General features: G+C 41.3%; 17 protein-coding genes and 4 tRNA genes. 14 read left to right on the top strand and 7 right to left on the bottom strand.

Features of this window, described 5'->3' with window-relative positions; genetic code table 11:
- Positions 1-56: 56 nt before the first annotated feature.
- On the bottom strand, positions 57-3,083 hold the full coding sequence (locus H6779_04505) for a right-handed parallel beta-helix repeat-containing protein (protein ID USN87638.1): 3,027 nt from the start codon (positions 3,081-3,083) through the stop codon (positions 57-59).
- Between the two features lie 206 nt (positions 3,084-3,289).
- On the opposite strand from H6779_04505, the gene H6779_04500 reads away from it, so the two are divergent.
- Positions 3,290-4,939, top strand: coding sequence for an FAD-binding oxidoreductase (locus H6779_04500; GenBank protein ID USN87637.1), 1,650 nt, complete (start codon positions 3,290-3,292; stop codon positions 4,937-4,939).
- 55 nt (positions 4,940-4,994) lie between these two features.
- Here H6779_04500 and H6779_04495 read toward each other — a convergent pair whose 3' ends face one another.
- Together H6779_04495 and H6779_04490 are read right to left on the bottom strand one after the other, a co-directional pair.
- Positions 4,995-6,488, bottom strand: a complete 1,494-nt coding sequence (locus H6779_04495) for a phospholipase (protein USN87636.1) — start codon at positions 6,486-6,488, stop codon at positions 4,995-4,997.
- 412 nt (positions 6,489-6,900) lie between these two features.
- Complete coding sequence (locus H6779_04490) at positions 6,901-7,860, bottom strand: hypothetical protein (GenBank protein USN87635.1); 960 nt, start codon at positions 7,858-7,860, stop codon at positions 6,901-6,903.
- A gap of 133 nt (positions 7,861-7,993) precedes the next feature.
- On the opposite strand from H6779_04490, the gene H6779_04485 reads away from it, so the two are divergent.
- The 3 genes from H6779_04485 (at position 7,994) to H6779_04475 (ending at position 9,436) form a co-directional block, all read left to right on the top strand.
- Positions 7,994-8,082, top strand: a tRNA-Ser gene (locus tag H6779_04485).
- A gap of 289 nt (positions 8,083-8,371) precedes the next feature.
- The gene (locus H6779_04480; GenBank protein ID USN87634.1) at positions 8,372-8,848 is read left to right on the top strand and encodes a hypothetical protein; all 477 of its coding nucleotides are present in this window, start codon (positions 8,372-8,374) and stop codon (positions 8,846-8,848) included.
- 36 nt (positions 8,849-8,884) lie between these two features.
- The gene (locus H6779_04475) at positions 8,885-9,436 is read left to right on the top strand and encodes a hypothetical protein (protein ID USN87633.1); all 552 of its coding nucleotides are present in this window, start codon (positions 8,885-8,887) and stop codon (positions 9,434-9,436) included.
- A 264-nt stretch (positions 9,437-9,700) separates the two neighbouring features.
- On the opposite strand, the gene H6779_04470 is transcribed toward H6779_04475, so the two are convergent.
- Complete coding sequence (locus tag H6779_04470; protein USN87632.1) at positions 9,701-10,270, bottom strand: threonylcarbamoyl-AMP synthase; 570 nt, start codon at positions 10,268-10,270, stop codon at positions 9,701-9,703.
- A gap of 41 nt (positions 10,271-10,311) precedes the next feature.
- Here H6779_04470 and H6779_04465 point away from each other — a divergent pair, with 41 nt between their 5' ends.
- The 9 genes from H6779_04465 to H6779_04425 all read left to right on the top strand — a co-directional run bounded on the left by H6779_04465 (position 10,312) and on the right by H6779_04425 (position 19,120).
- Entirely contained in the window at positions 10,312-11,013 is a 702-nt protein-coding gene (locus tag H6779_04465) for a protein kinase (GenBank protein USN87631.1), read from the top strand.
- A gap of 61 nt (positions 11,014-11,074) precedes the next feature.
- Positions 11,075-11,284: a hypothetical protein gene (locus H6779_04460; GenBank protein ID USN87630.1), complete on the top strand. Its 210-nt coding sequence runs from the start codon at positions 11,075-11,077 to the stop codon at positions 11,282-11,284.
- Positions 11,285-11,370: 86 nt separating this feature from the next.
- Positions 11,371-11,443: transfer RNA gene (locus H6779_04455), tRNA-Val, on the top strand.
- A gap of 155 nt (positions 11,444-11,598) precedes the next feature.
- Positions 11,599-12,768 (top strand): tRNA (adenosine(37)-N6)-threonylcarbamoyltransferase complex transferase subunit TsaD, encoded by a 1,170-nt coding sequence (gene tsaD / locus H6779_04450; GenBank protein USN87629.1) that lies wholly within the window; start codon positions 11,599-11,601, stop codon positions 12,766-12,768.
- A gap of 785 nt (positions 12,769-13,553) precedes the next feature.
- Positions 13,554-14,276, top strand: a complete 723-nt coding sequence (locus tag H6779_04445; GenBank protein USN87628.1) for a hypothetical protein — start codon at positions 13,554-13,556, stop codon at positions 14,274-14,276.
- A 127-nt stretch (positions 14,277-14,403) separates the two neighbouring features.
- A complete protein-coding gene (locus H6779_04440; protein USN87627.1) occupies positions 14,404-14,745 on the top strand; it encodes a hypothetical protein in 342 nt (113 codons plus the stop codon).
- Positions 14,720-17,803, top strand: coding sequence for a peptidoglycan-binding protein (locus H6779_04435; GenBank protein ID USN87626.1), 3,084 nt, complete (start codon positions 14,720-14,722; stop codon positions 17,801-17,803). The genes H6779_04440 and H6779_04435 overlap by 26 nt, the downstream gene beginning before the upstream one ends.
- Positions 17,804-17,879: 76 nt before the next feature.
- Positions 17,880-18,593 (top strand): PrsW family intramembrane metalloprotease, encoded by a 714-nt coding sequence (locus H6779_04430; protein USN87625.1) that lies wholly within the window; start codon positions 17,880-17,882, stop codon positions 18,591-18,593.
- Positions 18,590-19,120, top strand: a complete 531-nt coding sequence (locus tag H6779_04425; protein ID USN87624.1) for an Hsp20/alpha crystallin family protein — start codon at positions 18,590-18,592, stop codon at positions 19,118-19,120. The genes H6779_04430 and H6779_04425 overlap by 4 nt, the downstream gene beginning before the upstream one ends.
- Positions 19,121-19,563: 443 nt before the next feature.
- Here H6779_04425 and H6779_04420 read toward each other — a convergent pair.
- Positions 19,564-19,636 (bottom strand) — tRNA-Phe (locus H6779_04420).
- 83 nt (positions 19,637-19,719) lie between these two features.
- Complete coding sequence (locus H6779_04415) at positions 19,720-20,010, bottom strand: hypothetical protein (protein USN87623.1); 291 nt, start codon at positions 20,008-20,010, stop codon at positions 19,720-19,722.
- Between the two features lie 83 nt (positions 20,011-20,093).
- On the opposite strand from H6779_04415, the gene H6779_04410 reads away from it, so the two are divergent.
- Positions 20,094-20,165: transfer RNA gene (locus H6779_04410), tRNA-Arg, on the top strand.
- Positions 20,166-20,538: 373 nt separating this feature from the next.
- Here the strand turns inward: H6779_04410 and H6779_04405 are convergent.
- Positions 20,539-22,926 (bottom strand): fused MFS/spermidine synthase, encoded by a 2,388-nt coding sequence (locus tag H6779_04405; GenBank protein ID USN87622.1) that lies wholly within the window; start codon positions 22,924-22,926, stop codon positions 20,539-20,541.
- Positions 22,927-23,034 lie beyond the last annotated feature (108 nt).

Raw genomic sequence — 23,034 nt, 5'->3', positions numbered from 1 at the left:
TTCTAAAAACAACCGCTCGCACGCGAGTGGTTGTTTTTATCATCCCTGAACCTCAATCAATTTAACAGGTATCCACGCAGAAGACTAGACGAATTACGCAACAGTGTCACTACCATTTCAGTAACACGGAATGCTTTTTCTGGTGGGAAGTGGGTTCTGTCATCAAAAGTACCACCATAACCGGCATATAGTTGTAATGTTTGAGTTTCTCCTAAATTATTGAACACCTGGTGACTACGTTCTTCTAGATCCAAAAGGATCACATTGTTATCAGCCGCAATCTTACGAACAGCTGGAGCGTATTCTCCATGTGATCGAATATGTTGATCGGTTGAGGTAAAAACCATGCGACTGACGGGAGTAATTAAAACCGGTATTGCACCTTTGGCACGGGCCTCATTTATATAAAGTTCGAGATAATCACGAAAAGTTCCGTTGTATGCCGGTGCAGTGCCTGGATTTGTGTAATGAATATCATCAAGATGCTGATCATTATGTCCAAATTGGATTAGTAAATAATCACCAGGGGCTAGAGAGCTACGAACTGAGTTGAAACTACCCTCATCGTAGTAAGACTTGCTACTTCTGCCACTAATTGCCGCGTTAATTACAGTTGCCTCAGTTCGTAAGTAATCCTTAAGGAAATCACCCCAACCTGAACCACTAGACACAGTGGAATCACCGATTAGATACACGTCCACCGGCACAGTAGAAGGTTGACTAGGACTAACTGCAGTGGTCCCAGCATATACTCCAATATCCTCAAATCCTCCTCCAACTGTCGGTCTTAAGAAGTCAGGTGAGTTAGGGTCGGTACTGATGAACTGGACGGTACCGGAGCGTTGCCAGGAGTTGTTGCTTTCGATACCAGCACCATTCTTCTCAACTCCACCAGACGAAATATTCTTAGTAAGAATAGTATCTGAACCAACCTTGTAACCCACTAATCCGTTATTCCATGTGGTGTTGTATGACATTGTTACGTTTACTCCAGAATTATAATTAATACCGTTGCTCTTGTTTGAATATACCAAGTTGCGCTCTACTACCGTATCTTTACTTGGAGAAGATCCGCCAGCTTTGACACCATTACCTTCGCCCTTAGCTATGCCGTTTGAGTAAGAAATGTTATACCCTACATAACTTCGAACACCTCGCCATGTGTCTATACCATCATCAGAGTTCCTGTACACCAGATTGTTTTCTATTCTATTATCATAACCATAACTAATAGCAATACCATCTGTATTACCACCATCGTTGTATACAGCCTCGAACAAACCAGCAGCTGAATTGTCTCGAACAATATTGTTGCGAATGATGTTTCGTGACGCTACTGTGGTACCAGCTCCATCCCCAGCCTGTATTTGAATACCTGATAGAGTATTGTTATAAACCTCCATACCTTCAATTAGATTGTCAGCTCCAAGGACTTCTAAACCTTTTTTCGGCATCTCCCTAATAACCATTCCTCTTATGTAGATAAAATTACCACTGATGCGCATCTGAGCCCAACTTGATTGAGGTGAAGTACTCCCATCAAACACCGCCTTCTCCCCCGGATAACTCTCATAGATCACTGGATTAGCAGCGGTACCTTGGTTGTTGAAGTCGATATTTTTAGATACTTGATACGTTCCTCCAAATAAGAACACCACATCCCCGGCTCTAGCTTTATCAATCGCGGTTTGGATGGTACACGGTATCACTTCGGTACAAGCGGTACCAGAACCGTTAGGGGCAGCGAAGATGGTACCACTGGAAAGTGGAGTAGCGGCGACGGGTTGCGGTCCAATTGGACCACTAAGACCAATTGGTGGGGTGGTGGTGTTAGGGTCAGTTGGGGTGATTATGGTACCACCCCCACCAAGAATATCAATCAAATTCTGGAGAGCTTGGTCTATATTAGTAGTATCAATACCAGTATTCGTCGTACTATCCGCTCCCGCCTGTGCATTATCAGCTCTTTGTTGTCCTTGTTGTTCGGCTTGGTTGGCGGCTTGGTTGTAGGTGTTGTTGGAGAGTTGGTCAGCTTGGGCCACCGCTTCAGAGGAGCTAGCGGCTTGCTGGGTAATAGCAGCATCCAGGTAGGAGGTACCGTAGCTAGGGTCGGTGTAGCCGGTGCCACCGGAGAGACCAAGGAGTCCGGCCGCGCCTTCCAGGGACTTTTGTGCCAGTTGGCCCACCAGAGCTCCAATGATCTCACCGATCTCATCAGCGGCAATGAGACTGTCGAGACCGGCCCCAAGGTGGTGGTTAAGAGTTTGGTTGATGACTTGTCCCGGAGTGGAGACAGCACAACGTTCTCTGGTGATCGCTCCGCCGGTGATGAGGGGGATTTGGGAACAGATGGCTTTGGACATGAAACCGTCACCGAAGTTTAGGAAACGGGTGGCGTTAACTTGTTGGTTGTTGATTCTGAGAGCCGCTTCACCACTGACGGAGAGGAAGTTACCATAGGGGGTATAGGTGTTGGGTCTGGTGGTGACAGTGTACCAAGTGTCCCAACCACCGTCATTGAAGCTACCGTTAACAAAGTTGTCGATGTTGGCAAGAGCACCTTCGAGGCTGCAGTAGGTGGCGCCAATTGGGTAACCGGCGCGGTAGTGTCTTTGGTAGCCGATGTTGAGGGCGATTTGGAGGTCAAGTCTAAAGGGGCGGCAGACAAAGGGGGCGATACCGAGTTCGTTGACGAATTCACCAAAGACTCGGTCTCCAACCCGGGAGAGGTAGTATTCCAGGTCTTGGACAAAGGCGGGGGAACCTTGGAAACCGGAGTTGATCCACCTGACCACACTGGCAGTCATGACAGCGATCATGCCCTTGGCCACACTCCAGGCTAAGGGGTCCCAGACTAGTTCCTTGAATCTGATGACCGACTCAATAGCCGCTGACATCACGTTGGCGGCGGCACTGACGGCTTGTTCGGCCAGACCCATCAACTGACCACTGAAGGTGGCGACTCCGGCTTCGGCGTGGTTGACTTGGTGGTATGGTTGAGGGATGTATACACTGACAAAAGAGAGGGTGAGGGTGAAGAGGAAGGTGAGGGTGGTTTGGAGGAGGTGGTGGAGGGTGGGCACAGATAATGTGGGTTATTTTATTATTATAGCAGTGGGAAAAATGAGTTTTTTGGTATTTTTGTCTTTCTGTGTATTACTAAATATAGTAAACAACTTTTAAACGATCATATAAAGTATCCCCACAAAACACTCTTCAGATTTATCTCCAACTAGATTTTAAGCTATACTAGTTTTATGGTTAATCTTTTCAAATAGAGATCTTTCTTATGCAATTCTCTGAAGATTTCATAAAAGAATTTAAAGGTGATGTGGATGATTCCCCTCGGACACTAGAAAAATACAGTGAAGATACTAGTATTTTCCACTTACAACCAGAGGTGGTGGTCTATCCTAAAGACGTGGCTGACTTAGCCACCCTAATTCACTATACGCACCGCCATCGTGGCCAAATGTCCCTTACCGCTCGAAGTGCTGGCACCGACATGTCTGGCGGACCGCTGACTACTTCAATTGTCGTTGACTTTTTGCGGTATTTCAACAAAATTAAACAAGTAGACGAAAAACACGCCACCACCGAACCAGGGGTTTTCTACCGTGACTTTGAACCAGAAACACTAAAATACGGAGCACTTTTACCTAGCTATACCGCTAGTCGTGAACTGAATACTGTCGGTGGGATGGTCGCCAACAACTCCGCCGGTGAAAAATCACTAACCTACGGCAAAACCGAACGGTATGTACACTCACTTAAAGTTGTCTTACAAGATGGTGTGGAGTATGAATTCAAAAAACTTTCTCGACCTGAACTTGAAGCTAAGAAATCTCAATCTGATTATGAAGGTGAGATTTATCGCCGAGTTGAGGATTTGATTCATCAAAACACCGATACCATTAAAGCCAATCGTCCGACCGTCAACAAAAATTCAGCTGGCTATGGTATCTGGAACGTCTGGGATAAAGAAGCTGACACTTTTGATCTAACTCAACTTTTTGTGGGCTCGCAAGGGACTCTTGGATTCATTAGCGAAATTACTTTTGATCTTGTCCAGCCAAAAAATGAGTCCAGGATGTTGGTTATGTTCTTAAGACCAAAACACTGGCCTAAGCTAGGTGAGATCATAAATACTGTATTAAAATACAAACCGGAAAGCTTTGAATCATACGACGACAAAACCTTTGGGGTTATGTTGCGCGTATTTCCAAAGTTATTTAAGCGCCTTGGTGGTAATATTTTTAAATTAGCTCGTGATTTTTGGCCTGAGACCAGACTTATTCTTACCGGCGGTATACCAAAATTAGTCTTGATGGCTGAGTTTGTTGGTGACGATGATAAAGAGGTAGCCAACCGAGCTCGCACCGTTGGGCACATTGTAGGTAACAAATACGATATACCAATTCACGTAACAGCTAATAAGGAAGAGGCTAATAAATTTTGGCTTATCCGCCGAGAAAGTTTTAAATTATTACGTGAAAATGTCAAAGGCAAGCATACCGCACCATTTATTGACGACCTGTCGGTTGAACCAAAGCATCTTCCAGAGTTTCTACCTCGTTTATACAAGATTCTTGATGAATACAAACTTATCTATACTGTAGCCGGCCATGTTGGTGATGGTAATTTTCACATTATTCCTCTGATGGATTTTTCTCGACCTGACTTCATCAAAATTATCAATGAGCTCTCAGACCGTGTCTACACGCTGGTAGGAGAATACCATGGCTCAATTACCGGCGAACACAATGATGGTCTGATCCGCACCCCTTATCTAAACAAAATGTTTACCCCAAAAATGTTAGATGTTTTTTTGGAAATTAAAGAAATATTTGACCCGCACCGCATCTTTAATCCCCACAAAAAAGTGGATGCAGATATAAGCCTGCTCACCAGCGCAGTAAAGAAAGTCACACCTAAATAAAGACTGTTGTTGTCTTGGACACTTGTAGTCGATTGTAATACACACAAACTCCAAACTACCAATTACTAAACCCGGTAAACTCAAACAGACGATAGTGAATTTTTCGGAAAGGGTTACTGTCCTTGAAAGCTTCATAAGGTAATGAGTATTCAATTCCACCTTCATTTCCCCACTGTTCGTCAAAGAATTTTTGACTAGCTGCAATAGCCGAAGTTGAGGCCTCACCTTCCACCAAGACATTGGTTTCTAGGTTGTAGTTGTCTAAATTTCTTCTCGTATAATTAGCCGAGCCCTGAATCAAAGATACTTGCATTGGAGTCTTGGCTAACAATAGTTTAGTGTGACACTGTTCACCGTGAGTATTACACCAACGCACTTGTGTATTACCCTTTGAACTACTCATCAACTCATAAGCTACCTGTCGATTGGGGACACCGTTTTTTTCTCGCCCAAAAGCATCTTTGTTTGGATCAAATAATAGCCGAATATTAACTCCGCGCTGATCAGCTTGTTTTAAGGTCTCGACTATATCACGATCTGAGATGTAAAACATGCTAATGTCCAAGGAATGACCAACTCCAAGTTCGTTTATCTTTTCCAAAATTTTTGCTTTAATCGCCTGTTCTGTTAGCAGTTGAACTTTAGTATCACCGACTAGATCAACAACATTTCCACTCAACTCTGGCGGTAAAGGTGTAAAATCACCGCCAGAAAAGCGCACTACTGCCTCTTCGCTTTTTATAACATCCAGCCACAACCAGTCATCTACCTTAATCGCAGTATTGGTGTGTCGACTAGAACCATCATGTGGATTGGCAGAGGTTATGAGGGTGGAAACACCAAGTCTCCCTTCCCTTTCATAATCCGCCAAAACAACCTTGCGGTGGTTAGCCTTAAAATTAAGTATGTTTAAGTAAGCTTGAATATCGACTTTGGTCTTATTAGCATCCAAAATATTAGCCAGCCTGCCTTGATCAGCCTTTTCTGGCACCCACTGTAAAAAGGTTAGCCAAAAAGCACTGTATATTGGGTTGCTATCTCGAAGTTTAGTTAGGTCAGTTAACGTTACCTCCACCCCCGCTCCACGAAGAGTCTGAAACTGTAGCGAAGCGTATTCACCGTACAAGGTATTAATCGGGTCGGAAACAACCTGAATTACTACATCAGGATTTTCTTTTTTCTTTTTTAGCAATACTTCGGTCAACTCTTTGCTCAGACTACGATATGAAGTAGTGGCAGTACCCAAAAAATCATTATATAAAAACATATCTACTAATATGTAGTGGTTTGCCCCTTCAATCATTTTTATTACCTCGTCAAATATCTCCTGCTCTGACTGAATCTGACCGTTGCTGTCTAGGTAAGTTTTATCTCTTAAAAAAGTTACACTATCATCCGGAACCGAAAATACACCACCAGTTAAATTTGTATTGGTTGGCAATGGTTTAAAAACATTAAACAGTCCGATTACCAGGACCACCACCAAAACAACACGCACAAATATTTTAAATTTAGAGATTTTACGAGGATGTGTCTTAGTGTCATTCATTGACATCAATGATACCGAGAACCAAATACTATTGCATGTCTTTCTGTACACACAAATTTCTCATCAAAAACAAAATAACTAGTATATAAAAAAACAAAAATCCAGCCCGGGGCCAGATTTTTTACAATAAATGGAATTTTTAAAAAAAATTCTAAAAGAAACAATAATGAACGAGTGGAACAGCCCTAATTATAACCAAACCAAAATATAGTGCAAGCAGAAGTTATCCACAACTAAATTTAGACGAAAATTTTCAAGCCAAAAAAATAAAAGACCTTGGCTCAAGGGGAGGAAACCAAGATCTAAAATCTCTTTTGGAGGGAGATGTTTGGACTTTATTTATTTTTTTTGCCAGCAGCAGTCCTTCATTAAAAATAACATTAAATCAGTAGTGCGTCAATAGTTTTCTGTCTTAGTTTGCGGTAACAAATGACTCAATATCACTACACCTAAAGACTAAGTCACTACGATATTCGTATTCCACACAGGCACGGTAGTAAAATTTAGTAGCCTGGGTCAAACGAGAAATTTTTCCAGTCACAGTAGTACGTTCATTTACCTCTCCCCTGGTTTTTTGTTTAATTAAATTTGCACCCCTTGCCGTTGGTATATCATCATAATTATCATAGTCATCCTCTAAGTCAGTCAATGATGAACGGTCTTTAGAATAAACATAAAAAACTGTACCATTATCATAATCATTCATACTCACAAACACCTTAACATCGGCACTGCTTCTAGTTACCTTTTCCACTCCTTCACTTTCCACTACCGGCTGCCCGATAAAAGATAGCGTTGCCGCTGGCTTTACGGTCGTCAAAGTTCTAATCTGCCCCAAAACAATATTCCCATCTTCATCCTCTATCACCGCCCTATAGCTATATCTAGTATCCGGCTTTAAATCAGAAATTCTGATTTTGTAAGCTGTTTGGCGAGTATAGTTATAATTTACCTCAACTTTATCTGAGTCTTTATTTAACGAATTACCAACACCATATTCAAACCAAACCAACGCTGTTCCAGAACTACCCTTATTGGCCTCTGCTTGCAATTCAGCAGTTGTTCGACCCACGGCTGATGCCGCATCAGTAGTAACCTGCATATAAAAAGGGTTAGCGTAGCGACGTTTTTCTACTGGTGAAAGTGCGGTCTGTTCAGCCTGCAGTTTAATGAGAATAGCTAACTGCACTTGCAACTGCAACAATTGACCATAAAGAAACGCCAAATATTGCTGATTATTCATCGGCGTACTGTAGGTAACGGTCTCAGCTTTAGCGGTATTGGTCCAAGGACCAATACTAATAAAAGCTACAATCAAAATTACAACTAAAAGCTGGGAAACAATTCGGTTAGTAACTGTATGCGAAAACATAATTTTAAATTAATTATTAGGTGAATTACAGTAAAAAACTATATCACATTATATCGGTATTAGCAATAGCTCTGGTCTCCTTTGCTAATTAATAGATATTAATTATATGATACTATACTGACTAATTTAAATAGGAAGCGTGGCTGAGTTGGTTGAAGGCGCGCGACTCGAAATCGCGTATGCGGCAACCCCGCATCGAGGGTTCGAATCCCTCCGCTTCCGCAGTTGTAACGTAGTGGAAACTGCGGAAGCGAGTAAGCCAACTTCTTGGCTTACGTGAGGGATTCGAAGCTGCGCAGCTTATGTTTACGAGTATTTAAAAACGAGTAAACATGCGAGCAGCCGTCCAAGAACACGAGCTTATTTTATGAGTGAAGCGAAATAAAATAGCCGTGATTCTGGGACGAATCCCTCCGCTTCCGCAGTGAGTATAACGAACAAGGAAGGAACACATAGAATTTTATCTATCCTTATGCCATACTATACTGTTGTAAAAATATTATATTTACTTATGCAAAATGAAAATCTGATAAACTTGCTTTTGGAACACAATAAAAAACGTAGCGATAATTTCTCTAACCCAGACATCGTCTTGGAACGTCGACTATACCGTGCCAAACACCCAACAGAAATAGCCGTCTTGAAGTGTATGGACGGTAGACTACACTTACCAATCATAACCAAAACCCCGCTCGGTATCATCCAACCGTTTCGTAATTTAGGTGGTCAATTTGATCTTGGTTGGCCCTTTTTTGGACAAGTCATGAAAGACTGGGTGGATTATGCGGTATCTCAGGGTAAAAAAAGTATCGTTCTTACCACCTACCACTACTCAAAGAGCGATGAACATCTTGGCTGTAAAGGCTTCGGTTATAACTGTGACCTGGCCCTTAGTGAAACCAAGAAGTTAAAAGAACAGTTTGAAAGAGTGTTTGGTCTACACCACTCAGTTGTCTATCCGATATTAGTTGGTATTGAAACAGACTAAGATACCCTGATCATTCATGGTGAAAATGGAGAAATAATGGATATGTCAGAAATGACGGAGGCTGGCTCAAATGATATTCGAAACAGAATAAACACCCTATTCCCAGATATGTCACCAGAAATAGTCAGTGATCTTTTACCACTTCTAGCTGGTAACGCCAAACACATAAAAGAAATCCGCGAACAAAGTAGGCCCATCACTGAAATAAATCACAAAGAATTTGTATTAGCCGTCGGAAGAGGTTTTGATTGGCTGCATTTTCACAACAAAGCCCTAATCATTGGACCATATAGCTACAATCTGAAAGACCCAATTGAAAAAGCGGCTGGTATACTATTAGATAATATAAAACTAGGCAGGATTGAAGCTAAAGACGGCGTTCTCCTTATGACTTCAGCTGCTTATCGTGATAACGTTGGTATGGAAAGTCGCTTAGCTGCAGAAAAGGCTATATCATTAGCAGAGTTTTCACTCGAAACAATAAAAGAACAGGTTCCTGAATTAATTCCCTATATCTCTGTATTAGTTGGAACCACCAACATGAATACCAGAGAATTTACCCGCATCCCCTTTACTGTGCAGATTTAAAAAATATAAAAACAGCCGCCAAAATAGGGCGGCTGTTTTTATATTTTTTAAATCTAGTTTATCGTACCCCAGTAGTAACCAAGAGTAAAAACAAACGCTAAAACTACAAAACCAACAACTGCTGTTTTAAACGAAATTTTATCCATATTGAAATTATATAAATATTATTAGTTTGAATAAAAACTATGTATTAATGCTAGCATATTATTTTCTACAATAAATCAGTAATTCACCGCTTTTGGAAACCGGTCTTTAGCCCCAACATTATTGCCGCAAGACTGATTTTATAGCAGACTCTGGAACAGCCCCGAGGCGTAAAATTTCTACTTTATCATCAAGCACTCGGATCACTGTTGAGCCAGCTCCCACTCGCGGGCCCCCATCATGTATCTCATCAATCAAATCTGCCTTATCACCTAATTGCTCTAAAATTTCTTTTGGTGTAGACAAGGTCGGAAAACCGCTAACATTGGCACTGGTGCAAGTAAGTGGAGCATCATACTTACTCATAAAATCATTAATCACTTGCTTTGCTACCTCATCAGAAGAAACACGAAAACCTAGAGTACCATCAGGAGCCAGGAGGTGGCGCGGGACTTCGTCCCGCGCCTTAAGGACCAAAGTCAACGGACCAGGCAAGAACTTAGCCGCCAAAAGCTTCGCTTTTGGCGGCATATGCGCAAACCGCTCCACGTCCTCCACACTTCGCACCAACACACTCACCGCTTTACCCTCCTCCCTCTCCTTAATCTCATACAAAGCCGCCAAAGCCGCCGGATCAAAAGCATTAACCCCAAGGGCGTACAGGGTTTCGGTGGGATAGAGAATTGTCATCACTTTATTATAGTAACGGTAAATGATAATATGTAAACAATATGAGTTTTGAAAACTTATCTATCACAGCTGAACCTAATTTAAAAGAGAAAGTGGAATCTCTTGATCCTGAAACAGCTGAAGCTGTAAAAGAAGGTATAAAGAGAATATTATCTTATGAACAAGAGCGCTTTTATATCGATGAAGGCGGGGTTGGGAAACTCTACCATCTTCCTGGCGGGTTATGCATTAAAATACTAGACGAGAGGCATAACCATCCACAAAGACACCTTTTTGACTTAGGTAACGAACCAAAAGAAGAGTCTGATCTTCAAAACAAAATGTCACGAACTAAATATGACGGATTGACTAGATCACCTTACGTTTTTAGTGTTTTTGTTGCAGAATCACGAGAAGAAAAAAACGCCATAGTAATGGAAGAATTAAGTGCTGTTAACATGCAGCATGTAATAAACGGAAGAGAATCTCTTCCTGATAATTTTTCGCTTAATTCTTTTTTCTCCGACTTAGCTGATTTTTTGGATCATATGCACACCACTGATCAAATAGCTCATACAGATTTATATGCACGCAATATTATGATAGACAAAGAAACTGGGGAACCTAGAGTAATCGATTACGGTAGAGCTAAAGACTTGTCTCGTATAAACGACGAAGAAAAAGAGAAGCTAATTGATGAAGACTGGAGACTGTATGACGAGACTTACGAGAAATTTGTTGAATATTTTGAAAAAAATAAATAATCTTATTTTACAAAATCAAATATCTGTGTTACATTGGCGAGAGATTTAATAGGATATAGAAATGCATATAACCATAACAACAGAACTGGAAAGCAGAATTACTACTTCTATAGAAGCGGGTAACTTTAATGAAGTAACTTTTTTGGACTTTAATTTAAATGGACCAGAGAATAATGTAAAAATCAGAGTTTCCAAAACAGAAACAGATTTGATTCCTATAAAAACAATAGAACATAAAGATACTACATATTTCGTAGGAATACCAAAATAAACAAAACAAAAACCACAAGGCGCCCAACAGGGTGCCTTTACTATTTTAAAATAAACACAAATAAGTTATACTCATCTCCAACATAAGTCCGGTTAGCTCAGCTGGTAGAGCGCTACATTGACATTGTAGAGGTCACAGGTTCAAGTCCTGTATCGGACACAAAGTGAAAGATTTCCTGGTTTTTTACCAGGAAAAGTTTTACTTTTGGCCCCAGGACTTGAAAAGGTTAGTCAGATATTTTGGGAATACCTGGACCAAAATATCGACAACCTGTACTGAACATGTAATGTTCAAGTCCTGTATCGGACACCTTCATGCTAATCCTATCCATCGAAACCAGCTGTGATGAAACCGCTGTCAGTATTATCGAAGCGGTTGGTGATTTTCCTAATTCTAAATACGAAGTTTTAGGCGATGCCCTCTTTTCCCAAATAGACACCCACCGTGAGTACGGTGGTGTCTTCCCTGCCCTCGCTAAGCGCGAGCACATCGCTACCGTGTTACCAATGTTAGAGAAGGCCTTAAAGGAGGCTAAGCTTGAAAGTAATTTTTCTCCCGCTTTAACTGAAGATCAAAAAGACCACATCCATACTTTACTCTCGCGCGAACATGGCTTAGCCGACCAAGTAATCACCTTTTATAATTCTTACGGTCGACCACCAATTGATCTTATCGCGGTCACGACTGGCCCAGGACTTGAGCCTGCACTTTGGGTTGGTATTAATTTTGCTAAAGCTCTAGCTTATATATGGAATACACCTGTGGTACCAGTCGACCATATGGAGGGACACATCTTAGCTTCAGTTTTTGATGGACACAAAATAGCTCCTTTAACCTTCCCTAGCCTATCTCTTCTAGTGTCAGGAGGACACACCGAACTCGTCCTTATGCAAGACTGGGGTCAATACGAAAAAATCGGGCAGACTCGAGATGATGCGGTCGGTGAAGCTTTTGACAAAGTCGCTCGCCTACTCGGACTAGATTACCCAGGCGGACCGATCATCAGTCGTTTAGCCGAAGAAGCCCACAAGGAACAACTACCACCGTTTACCGACCTACCAAGACCGATGCTTCATTCTGGTGATTTGGATTTTTCTTTTTCTGGTCTAAAGACCGCTGTACTTTACGCTACTAAGGACAGAGAACTAACAGACGATAATAAGAAAGCTTTAGCCAGGGATTTTGAGGATGCGGTAATAGAAGTACTGATAAAAAAAGTAACCCAAGCGATAGAAAAATATTCCGTTAAGTCCTTGATTGTCGGTGGAGGTGTATCTGCCAACCAACATCTTCGCCAAGCCATAACAGACTTAAAGAAAAAAACAGACTTTTCTGAACTAAACATTTACCTACCAGACCCAGCCCTATCCACCGATAATAGTATTATGATCGCTCTCTCCGGCCACGCTAGAGAAAAATCCGCCCTTTCTCCAGAAGATTTTTCTAAAGAAGCAAAAGCAGACGGTAATCTATCTTTGTCTTAGAAAATCTTTGAACAGGCATACGCTAGATTTGTCTAGAAAATAACCAAAGGTAGACCTTTCCCCGTCGCTAGGCACTCCTCTTTAAGGTCTACCCTTGGTTATTTTCTTTGTTTTGGTTGATTTTAATTAGCATAGATGCCGTGAATAACATTTGCATTATTCTTCATTTCATTATATAAAAGCACACAGTTTCAGGACTTAATTGGTCCTGCTTTTTTATAGCAAATTCCCGTAAAGGGCTGGTGTACTTTTGACCTTTGGTCAATTCCCCCGTACGCCTGCCCTTTACGGGAATTTGCTTTTGTCTATTTAAAACTATCTCAAATTAAATCGTTGTTGAGACTATGCTTTTTTAATCCGTGATTAATTCTATTTTAACATCCTTTGACAAATAAAAAACTCTGTTCTGCACTACTAAAAAGGAACAGATAAAAATTGACAGCGGGGGTGGTGGGTATAAAATTATGTAACGTTACATTCTGAGGGGGACAGTTTTGTACACGAAACCGGTATGTCTTTACGTGAACAAACAGTACACCCATATTCATTAATATTTATTTTTTCAACTTGCCTTGTCGTGCAAGTTTTTTTGTACCCGTAAATTCACTAAAGACCTTTCCACATAAAGGCCTGAGTGCCGTAAACAAAACTTAGATCTCTATGTGGACAGTACCTGGTACCTGTTCACGAGTTATTCTTATATATAAATTTATTCAACCAGTAATAGATCTATATAGAAAAGTGACTCACAAAATTATTATCTAGATTAATAAATAAATTTATTTATGACACACTCAACTTATAACAGCACAAGATCAATGCTTATTGTTGGAAGCATTGTTACTCTTGGAATGCTTGCACTTACAAATCCGGCAGCTGCTTACTACAATCATCATATGCCATCAAGCAACGATATTAGCGTAAGTAGCGAGAACAATGCTACGGTTGTTAATGAAGTTATGGTTGGTGCCAACACTGGGTACAACGGTATTCTTGGAGGAAACACCGGACGTGCTGGAAACGGTGGTGACGCTACTGGCAACCGAGCAAACGGAGGCAATGGTGGTGATACTGGCGAGTCTAACAACGGTGGCTCTATCTTCACTGGTGCCGCTGGAGCTATCGGAACTGTTGACAACACTGTAAACAGCAACCGAACAGTAGTTACTACAGATTGTGGTTGTGAAAACCGCAAAGGTGGTTCTGACATCACAGTTTGGAGCGGAAACAACGCTACTCTTCTTAACGGTCTTGGTGTAGACGCCAACACTGGTGACAACATGATCGCTGGTGGTACTTCAGGTGCAGCCGGAAACGGTGGTGACGCTACTTCATACACTCGCGCAATGTGGTTCAAGCACATGCACAAGGGTGGTGCAGCTAACGCAGGAAATGGTGGAAACTCTGGTGCTTCAAACAATGGTGGAGACATCATGACTGGTCCTTCTGTAGCAGATGGTCTAGTTATCAACGTTGTAAACCGTAACGTAACACGTGTAGCTCGCTAAATTCAGCGAAAATAAACTGGTAGGATAAATTTTCTTTATCCGTAGAAGATGGGTCAAAGACCCTACTTCTACCAAGATCTGGTCAAGGTTGACAAGATTTTGGTGAGAGGTATAAGTTATGTCTATTATGAAGATTATTGGTGGAATATTATCTTTAGTGGTGTTTTTCCCGATTTCAGTATCGGCTGATACGTTTATTAGTAATTCTGTGTCTGTGTCAGCTTCAAATGGAGTTAGTACTACTCACGTAAGAACAATCAGTAACGGTGAAGTAGTGGAGGATACGACTATATCCAGTACTACACCGTATCAATATAAATCAAGCTATAGTTCAGAAGATGGACTTAGTCATACCAAAGTGGACACCAGTATTAATGACAAACTTACCGAATTAAACCGATTATTAGACTTGCTCGCAAAGCTGCAAACCCTCATGTCTTACTATGAAAAACTTCAGACTAAACAATAGATTAAGCAGAATCTTAACTAACCTAACATCTTCGGCGATAATATTTGCTTTAATACTACAGATATACTCACCTTTAGTGGTGCTAGCTAATACCGAAGAGACACCAGAGCCAGCACCGGTCGCAGAAGAACAGACTTCGACACCGGTAGATGAAACACAAATTGACACCGGCGATGCCGTGTCAGGTCTTAAGCTGGAATCAGAAATAAACACCAACGTGGTGGAAGCAAACACAGAAGAGGAACCCTCTGACCAAGAAGACACCATGGACGAGACAGACACTATTATAGACGTGGCAGAAGATACTGAAACCGCCAGCACTACAGACAGCACCGATAGTGAAGAAAAAACTAACGAAAATGCTACCAGCTCTGTCGATATAAACACCTCAACCACCCTTGCAGCAACAACCACAGAAAATACTACAGAAGAAGGAGGAGAGGAAGTTCATCAAAACGCAACCAGTACTGATCAAGTAGAAATACCCGCTACGCCTACCGCTAGCACTACCTCAACCTCATCTGATCCGGTAATTGAAGATCCTGAAGACACCGATACAGACGAAACTGTGGTAGAAGTAGATTTGACCAACTCGGCCACCAGCAGCAACACCGCCACCAGCTCAGCCAATACCGGCGGTAACACTACCGAAAGCGGTAACTTTGAAATCAACACTGGTGATGCTGTCTCGTACGTAGACTTAGTTAATGTTGTAAATACCAATATCATCAACTCAACCGGCTTGATTGATTTTATTCGTAACGTATTGGGTTATCAGAACTTTGATTTACGCAGTAACTTCTACGATATCTTTAAGTCATTTAAAACAGCCGAAAGCTCACCCTCCTGTGCCTATGACATATGTGACCCTGCCTCCTTATTGGTAGACATAATGAATGACGTTAATATAAACAACAACATAGACGTCATCGCCAATACTGGCGGCAACAGTAGTAGTGGAGACAATGGTAGCATAGACACTGGTACCGCTTATGCCAGTGCTAATATCGTAAACTTGGCTAACACTAATATTATTGATTCTAACTACCTACTCCTTACCTTTGATAACTTTGCTGACTTGGCCGGGTCTTTGGTTCTGCCAAACAGTGACTTCTTTACTTCTTTATTTGCCAATAATACAGGTGGAGCTAGCTCATACGAAATTAGTAACACCGCCAGCGTAACTAATGATGTAACCACTATAGCCAATACCGGCGACAACACCACTTCCTCAACCGAAGAGGCCAGCATAACCACCGGTAATGCTCAAGCTATCTCACACACCGACAACCTAATCAATCAAAACCTTCTAAATACTAATTCTTTCAGTATGCTAATTCGCGTACATGGTACTTGGAGCGGTGAAATATTTGGCTTACCGGAAGGCATGCAGTGGGAAAACACTGGTGAAGGTATAAGGTTATATTACGCCCCAAACAGCCAACCCGGAGCGGCTTCATCAGCCGGAAAAATAACCAACAATGCCACCATTGCCAACAATGTTCATGTTTACGCTCTAACCGGTGACAATCAAATCAACGATAGTGAGACTGGTACTATTGAAACCGGAGACGCATACGCCAACAGCACGATCGTCAATGTTGCGAACACCAATGTAATTGGTAGTAACTGGGCCAATCTTATCTTTAATATCTACGGAAATTGGAGTGGTAATCTAGCCTTTGGTCAACCCGATCTATGGCTCGGACTAGAAGCCAACACTGGCTATCGGAGCCAGGTAAAACCCGGCTCCCAGATTGATTACAAATATACTATCTTTAACGGAGGTGACACAGTAGCTAGGAACGTGATTGTAGAGAACAAATTCCCCCTTAATTCCCTGTACTTTACAGACTCACCAGTAGATGCTGACGATATCGACAACCAGACACATTGGGCAATTGGCGATATAGAACCAGGCGAGACTCGAGAGTTCACAGTCCACACCAGAACCCATGAAACTTTCGGCCTTAATGACCGTCTACCATTACCCCTAAGTTCAAGGGTCTATGGCGACCAACCCGACGCTAACGATACCGACAATGAGGACTCTCTCTTGCTTTACGTTGGTGAGAAGCAAAAACAACACGAAGGTCCAAGCAAAACCTTTGCAGCTAAGTTCTCTGTTGCCAAAAGTGCTGACAAAGCTTTTGTCGCACCTGGTGATACCGTAAATTACACAGTAAAGCTACACAGTCTTGGTGGACCACTCTTTGACTCACTTTTGGTTGATGTTCTACGAGATGAAGAAGGAAATGTCTTAAGCGAACAATCTTGGCCTCTAGACACGATCAAAAATGGTGAAGAAATAACTATTGACTACTCTATTATAATCCCAGAAGGAGCAACTGGAGTATTTACCAATACCGCTCAACTAATCGGTGTTCATGGTACCAAACAACCAAAGTACCGAACCCTCTATGAAAGTACTCCAGTTGAGCATAAATTAATGATCGGCAGCTTAGCTGAGGCGGAACTACTTGGTCTCAACACTACAGTATCAACCTGCGACCCGTATATCACAACCTATTTAAGGCAGAACAAAGTAAATAACACCGAAGAAGTCATCAAACTCCAACAATTCCTCAAAAGTCATATTTCGGATAATGTACTGATAACAGGAGTCTTTGATGATGCAACCAGAGTTGCTGTTGCCGAGTTTCAACAACAATATAAAGAAGATATCTTAATCCCTTGGGGTATGACAAGAAGTTCAGGCTACGTTTATATTACAACCCAAAAGACGATTAACGAGATCATGTGTGGTAACATCACCAAGTTCCCTCTTACCCCCGATCAACAACAAGAAATAGACTTCTTCCGTATTAACAAAAACCAAATTGATGTTACTGACTGGCTATTTTCCGGACCAGTATCAACCCCCGAAGAAGATTTAGCAGAACAAAATCCAGTTAACGAATCAATCGCCACCAAAGTTTACCCAACTTCAATTCTAAACCTTACCCTTCCACCAATAGAACAAGCGGCTGTCTATGACCGCTATGGTAACTGGCTGAGATTGTTTAACCAAAGCCACACTGCTTACCTAGACTACTAAGTCGGAATTCAGTACCTGCAACAAAATAATCCCCTACTATAAAAATTACCGATTTTAAAACTGGTACAATATTAAAATGGATATAAGTTCCACTGATTTTGCTGTTGCCTTCTTATTTGGCTTGATTCCAGCATTATTTTGGCTCTGGTTTTGGTTACGGGAAGACAATAAACACCCTGAGCCTTACCTGCTAATAGCTATCTCATTTATTGCCGGTATGGCGGTAGTACCCTTAGTTTTACCCCTCCAAAAAATGGCTATCGACTTATACGATGGCTCTAACGTTATGTTTGTTTGGGTAATAATTGAAGAAGTACTTAAGTATGTAGCAGCATTATTTGTCATACTATGGAACAAGGCTGTCGATGAAGCCATTGATCCAATCATCTACATGATTACAATTGCCCTTGGTTTTGCTGCCTTGGAAAATACTTTATTTATACTAAACCCTCTTACTAATGGTGAGTACAGTACTGCCGCCATCACCGGTTCTTTTCGCTTCCTTGGCTCTACCCTACTTCACGTTCTATCATCAGCCACCATTGGAGTCCTTCTCGCCCTCGCTTTCTACAAATCAGCTTCTACAAAACTCATCTACGGTACAGTTGGGTTATTCATTGCTGTCTTATTGCATGCCTTGTTTAACTTTTTTATAATGGAGTCAAGTGGCGAAGGAATACTGATCATCTTCCTTTTTGTCTGGATGGGCATAATCATGCTATTCCTGCTGTTTGAAAAGATCAAATTACTCGAATCAACCAAAAAACCATCTTCACGTAAACGTATATGAAAAAACCTTCTTTTTTAGAACGACTAACTGGCTCTACCTCCAGAGATGATGATAGCGATTATGATCGTATTTTAGATGAAGAGCATCATTTTGGCGATGAAGACACCGAAAGCGACGACGATTCCCCTTATGAAACAGACAGCGATTGGCAAGAGGAAAATACCCAAGACCACACCCCTCAAGAAGGTGAACTACCGGTAGATATGTACCAGACTAACGATGCAATCATTATTCGAGCATTAGTAGCTGGAGTCAGTCCTTCCGACTTAGACATCTCTATAACCCGTGACATGGTAACCATTCGTGGCATCCGTGAAGAATATCAAGAAACCAACGACGACAATTACTTTCACCGCGAGTTATTCTGGGGGAGTTTTTCAAGAACTCTAGTATTACCTGAAGAAGTCATTATTGATGAATCAGAGGCTCAAGAAAAGCATGGTTTGCTGGAAATTCGTTTACCTAAGCTTGATAAGCATCGAAGTACACAGTTGAGGGTTAAGAGTAATATAAACGGTGGGAAATAAAATCTACAATTGAGAAAATCGCTAAAAATTAATGTAGCTCACTCGTTCGTCGTAAACTCCTCACATTGTTCCGCTGGTTGACCTAATTTTTAATGACTGAAAGGAATACTTGTGCCCTTTGGGTATAAAAATGGAAATACTCTTGTGGTGCGAGCCCGACGTAAGGCACGAAGGTGCCTTACTACCCCAAGTACACAAAAACCCCTAAACGGGGATTTTTAAGTGTGCTTGGGGTCGGGCTCGGTCACGAATCACTAAGTATATTTGTTCGTCTTCGACTCCAAATCTACTAAGTGTTCTCGACCCCAGCTCGTCTGTCGTACTCGCTCCGCTCCGTGCGACATGACTGCGCTTTTCGAGCCCGAACGGAAAGTGTATTAACACTTTCCTCCCCAAGCACTGGTATATAAAAAGTCTCTATATAGAGACTTTTTATATACCAGTGCTTGGGGTCGGGCTCGAACCGACGACATCTTCCTCTTCAGGGAAGCGCTCTACCAACTGAGCTACCCAAGCATTTATTTAGGTGAGGGTATTCTAACCTGTTTGAAGCTTTATTTCAACCGTCTAAATTTCTGGTTTCCTGTGCACCTTTTTACTTACCTGGCTCGTAAGTTGAGGGAATTAAACCATTCTTTAGCTTCCCCCACTTCTTTTGAAGCTTGTTCTAATTCACTGATCTTGGAAGTTAGATTTTCCCAATTTGGTTTTACATAATGGTAATATCCATACAAAATAATACCGATTACAAATACAAACCAAAGCAATCGAAAAACTGCTCCAATAATCGAATGTCGCCGCATCTTGTGAAGAAGTTGATTATTTTCAATCAGTAGACGCTGATTTTCTTTCAACAATTCCTTTATTTCACCATTATCATCTTGATACATAAAATATATTTAAAGTATACCAAGAGACTACTGATTTTCACAAATTATGTTAGAGTATAGCCACTAATTAATATTGTTATATTGCCTTCGTAGTTCAATGGATAGAACTACTCCGTCCTAAGGAGGAAATGTGGGTTCGATTCCTGCCGAAGGCACAAACAAGTAAAACAAAAAAGCTTATTCGGACGGATAAGCTTTTTTGTTTTAGAAAGCAAACTGCTTTGCTTTCGTGCTTGTTTGTGAAGCGGAGCCATACATTTTGCGCCTTTCCTAGCGTAAAATTAGGCGAGCTGGGGCAGCAGGTACTTATGAGCGTCAGCGAATTAGTAACCTGCGCCAAAAAAACGCTTTTTAAATGTGCCTTCGGAGAAAGCAAACCGTTTTGCTTTTGTCAGGAATCGAAGGGAAACTGAATGTGTGACGGCACGACAGTTTCCCCGGCTCGGAGAGGGTTCCTGCCGAAGGCACCAGAGTAAACTAGCGTTTAGCTAGTTTCTGGTGTCTGAGGCAGGCGCAAAGTCTGTAAAATTACTCCTCCAAACTCCGCACAAAAGTAAGCACTGCTTCGGTTACCGTTTCTAGACTTCCAGCGCTACATTTATCTAAAGTATCTTTAGTTGTGTGATGATAAGGAAAATGGTAATCAATCAACAAAACACTTGGAATTCCAGCCAGATTTAAAGGTACGTGGTCATCATAGACATCCAGTTCCATCTTATCTACAAATACACCAGGACTTAGATTATTAGCCAATTGCCAAAATTTATTAGTCTCCTTCGGAGCGTATTTCATAGACAACCCTTCTCTATGTATATTAAGATCGCTATCACACACCATATCCAGTACGATAGACATTTTTGGTAAAGACTCTTCAGCATAGACAGCCTCAAGGTTGTCAGCAAAATAAGTAGAGCCAAGAGGCTTCCAGTCCTGGTAATCACCATCCTGCCAAGGATCACCCTCTTCCCCATCAAACAAAACAAAATCTATTCCGACTGTAGTGGAAGCATTATTTAGCAACCTTGCCAACTCGAGCAAAACCCCCACCCCTGAAGCCGAGTCATTAGCTCCAGGTACCGGAGCCTCAGGATGAAACAGATCTTTATCAGCCAAACGCTTACTATCATAATGGGATCCTAAAATGATACGTTTCTTCGAATCTGGATTAAGTTGCCCAATAATATTCTTAAGCTCATATTCTTTCTGATCAGAACCAACGTAATCCCAAGTCTGAGCCAAAATCTTGTCAGTGTGTTCACCAAGCTCAGCCAGGATCATTTTCTCAACTTCATCGTGTCCCGATGACCCAATATAACGAGGGCCGTAGTCTAGCTGTTCTTTGATCAAAGCTAATACTTCCTCACCGTCGACTAAACCATCTTCGTCTCCAGCTCTTTTCAGGACTGCAGTAGTCAGGTATTCGACCGGCGCATAATTATCGGTCATAATCGTATACTTTGATAAATCAAAGCGGTCTAGGTTTATAATCTTATCTGACAAGTCGCTGTAATTATAGACAGTCTCAACACCCTCCTGCTTCCAATCCAAGTTCTTATCACCATTTACACCAACCATTATAATATTTTGAACCCCGATACTTACGGAGTCAGTAGTTGCAAAAAAATAACTATTAGGAAATACAGTTTGAAAGGTTCTAATTTCTGAGAAAATTAACGACGGCTGTTGTCTTGATAAGCTACCAATCAAATTTGCCATAAATACTCCATTTTCAGACATACGGTCTTTGGCAATTGTAAAAAATTCCTGCGTCGTAAAGTGGGCAGGAATTGAATATAGTGAATAATACACGTCACTAAAAATCAAATCATATTTCTTATTACTATCAAAAAGAAGTCTTCGACCATCTTCACTATAAGTAGTTAAGCGAGGGTTGTCGTCCAGCCCAAAATATTCCTTAGCCAATTCAAACAAAGCTGGTTCAATTTCAGCCACATCAACATTGACCGCTGGAGCCTCATAAAGTAAAGCTTTTGGTATTGAATAAGCCCCACCGCCAATAATTAACGCGTTTTTTAGTTCCGGTTTAAATAATTTGTATAAGTCATAATACTTTGTGTAGTTAAAAACTAAATCGGTTGGGTCAGCTTCATCTAAGAACATAGCTCCGGAGGCACTTCTATCTTGAAGAAAGAACCTAGTCTGACGACCTTCATATTCACCGTCATAGATCGTAATTTTTTCATAAATACCATCTTTTTGATATATAAACCCGTCGCTAAACAGCTGTGAACCAAAAATAATAGCTGGGATAATAATAAATACAGACAATAAAACTGCAGCCACCTTTTCTCGGGCATAACCCAAAGATATTAATGGTATTAAACCAAGACAAAATAGAACCAAACCAGTACCAATAAAAATATGATCAATACCAAATTTCGGAATTAAAACAAATCCAGCCAGAAGACTGCCGATAATACTCCCCAGCGTCGACCAGAAAAATATTTTTCCCGATACTCCACCAATACCCTGGTCTGGTAATCTAAGACTCTGCAGCTTTATGGCATATGGTGAAAGGGTACCTAAAAGAAGTGCTGGCAGAAAAAATAGTAAGAGAGATGATACCAAAGGTCCACTAGCCAACGACAAACCGATACTCAACAGTGGAAGTAGCAGCATACCCAATAAATGCAAAGCCAAAATAGCCACACCACTAACTAGAATAATGCGAAAGAACCAGTATGGTGATGGATGCTTGTCGGCAAATTTTCCTCCCACATAATAACCAATACTCAAAGCCGCTAGAATAACGCTGATAATGCTGGAGACAGTGTAAATAGTATTCCCATAGTAAGGCGACAATACTCTAACCGCTACAACTTCTACCACCAACACACAGGCACCTGTGATAAAAACAGCGATTAGATATAAGTTGTCACGCAGGAAGTTAGTCATGCTGTTAGAGGATATTGTACCAGCTAGAAATAATCAGTCTACGTTTATTTACAAACCAATTTCTATTTGACTTTGAATGGTATTTATGTCATTATTTACAGGGTTTTA

This window comes from Candidatus Nomurabacteria bacterium (genome assembly GCA_023898525.1).
Classification (GTDB): domain Bacteria; phylum Patescibacteriota; class Minisyncoccia; order Phycocordibacterales; family UBA918; genus OLB19.
The sequence above is the reverse complement of the archived record's forward strand: the minus strand, read 5'-3'. Positions and strand labels throughout refer to the sequence as shown.

Excerpts from the sequence above, each read along its gene's own strand:
- H6779_04415 (USN87623.1), bottom strand. The coding sequence starts at position 20,010 with ATGTATCAAGATGATAATGGTGAAATAAAGGAATTGTTGAAAGAAAAT.
- H6779_04480 (USN87634.1), top strand. The coding sequence starts at position 8,372 with ATGCAAAATGAAAATCTGATAAACTTGCTTTTGGAACACAATAAAAAA.
- H6779_04440 (USN87627.1), top strand. The coding sequence starts at position 14,404 with ATGAAGATTATTGGTGGAATATTATCTTTAGTGGTGTTTTTCCCGATT.
- H6779_04405 (USN87622.1), bottom strand. The coding sequence starts at position 22,926 with ATGACTAACTTCCTGCGTGACAACTTATATCTAATCGCTGTTTTTATC.
- H6779_04430 (USN87625.1), top strand. The coding sequence starts at position 17,880 with ATGGATATAAGTTCCACTGATTTTGCTGTTGCCTTCTTATTTGGCTTG.
- H6779_04490 (USN87635.1), bottom strand. The coding sequence starts at position 7,860 with ATGTTTTCGCATACAGTTACTAACCGAATTGTTTCCCAGCTTTTAGTT.
- H6779_04465 (USN87631.1), top strand. The coding sequence starts at position 10,312 with ATGAGTTTTGAAAACTTATCTATCACAGCTGAACCTAATTTAAAAGAG.
- H6779_04475 (USN87633.1), top strand. The coding sequence starts at position 8,885 with ATGGATATGTCAGAAATGACGGAGGCTGGCTCAAATGATATTCGAAAC.
- tsaD (USN87629.1), top strand. The coding sequence starts at position 11,599 with ATGCTAATCCTATCCATCGAAACCAGCTGTGATGAAACCGCTGTCAGT.
- H6779_04495 (USN87636.1), bottom strand. The coding sequence starts at position 6,488 with ATGAATGACACTAAGACACATCCTCGTAAAATCTCTAAATTTAAAATA.
- H6779_04470 (USN87632.1), bottom strand. The coding sequence starts at position 10,270 with ATGACAATTCTCTATCCCACCGAAACCCTGTACGCCCTTGGGGTTAAT.
- H6779_04445 (USN87628.1), top strand. The coding sequence starts at position 13,554 with ATGACACACTCAACTTATAACAGCACAAGATCAATGCTTATTGTTGGA.
- H6779_04500 (USN87637.1), top strand. The coding sequence starts at position 3,290 with ATGCAATTCTCTGAAGATTTCATAAAAGAATTTAAAGGTGATGTGGAT.
- H6779_04435 (USN87626.1), top strand. The coding sequence starts at position 14,720 with ATGAAAAACTTCAGACTAAACAATAGATTAAGCAGAATCTTAACTAAC.
- H6779_04425 (USN87624.1), top strand. The coding sequence starts at position 18,590 with ATGAAAAAACCTTCTTTTTTAGAACGACTAACTGGCTCTACCTCCAGA.
- H6779_04460 (USN87630.1), top strand. The coding sequence starts at position 11,075 with ATGCATATAACCATAACAACAGAACTGGAAAGCAGAATTACTACTTCT.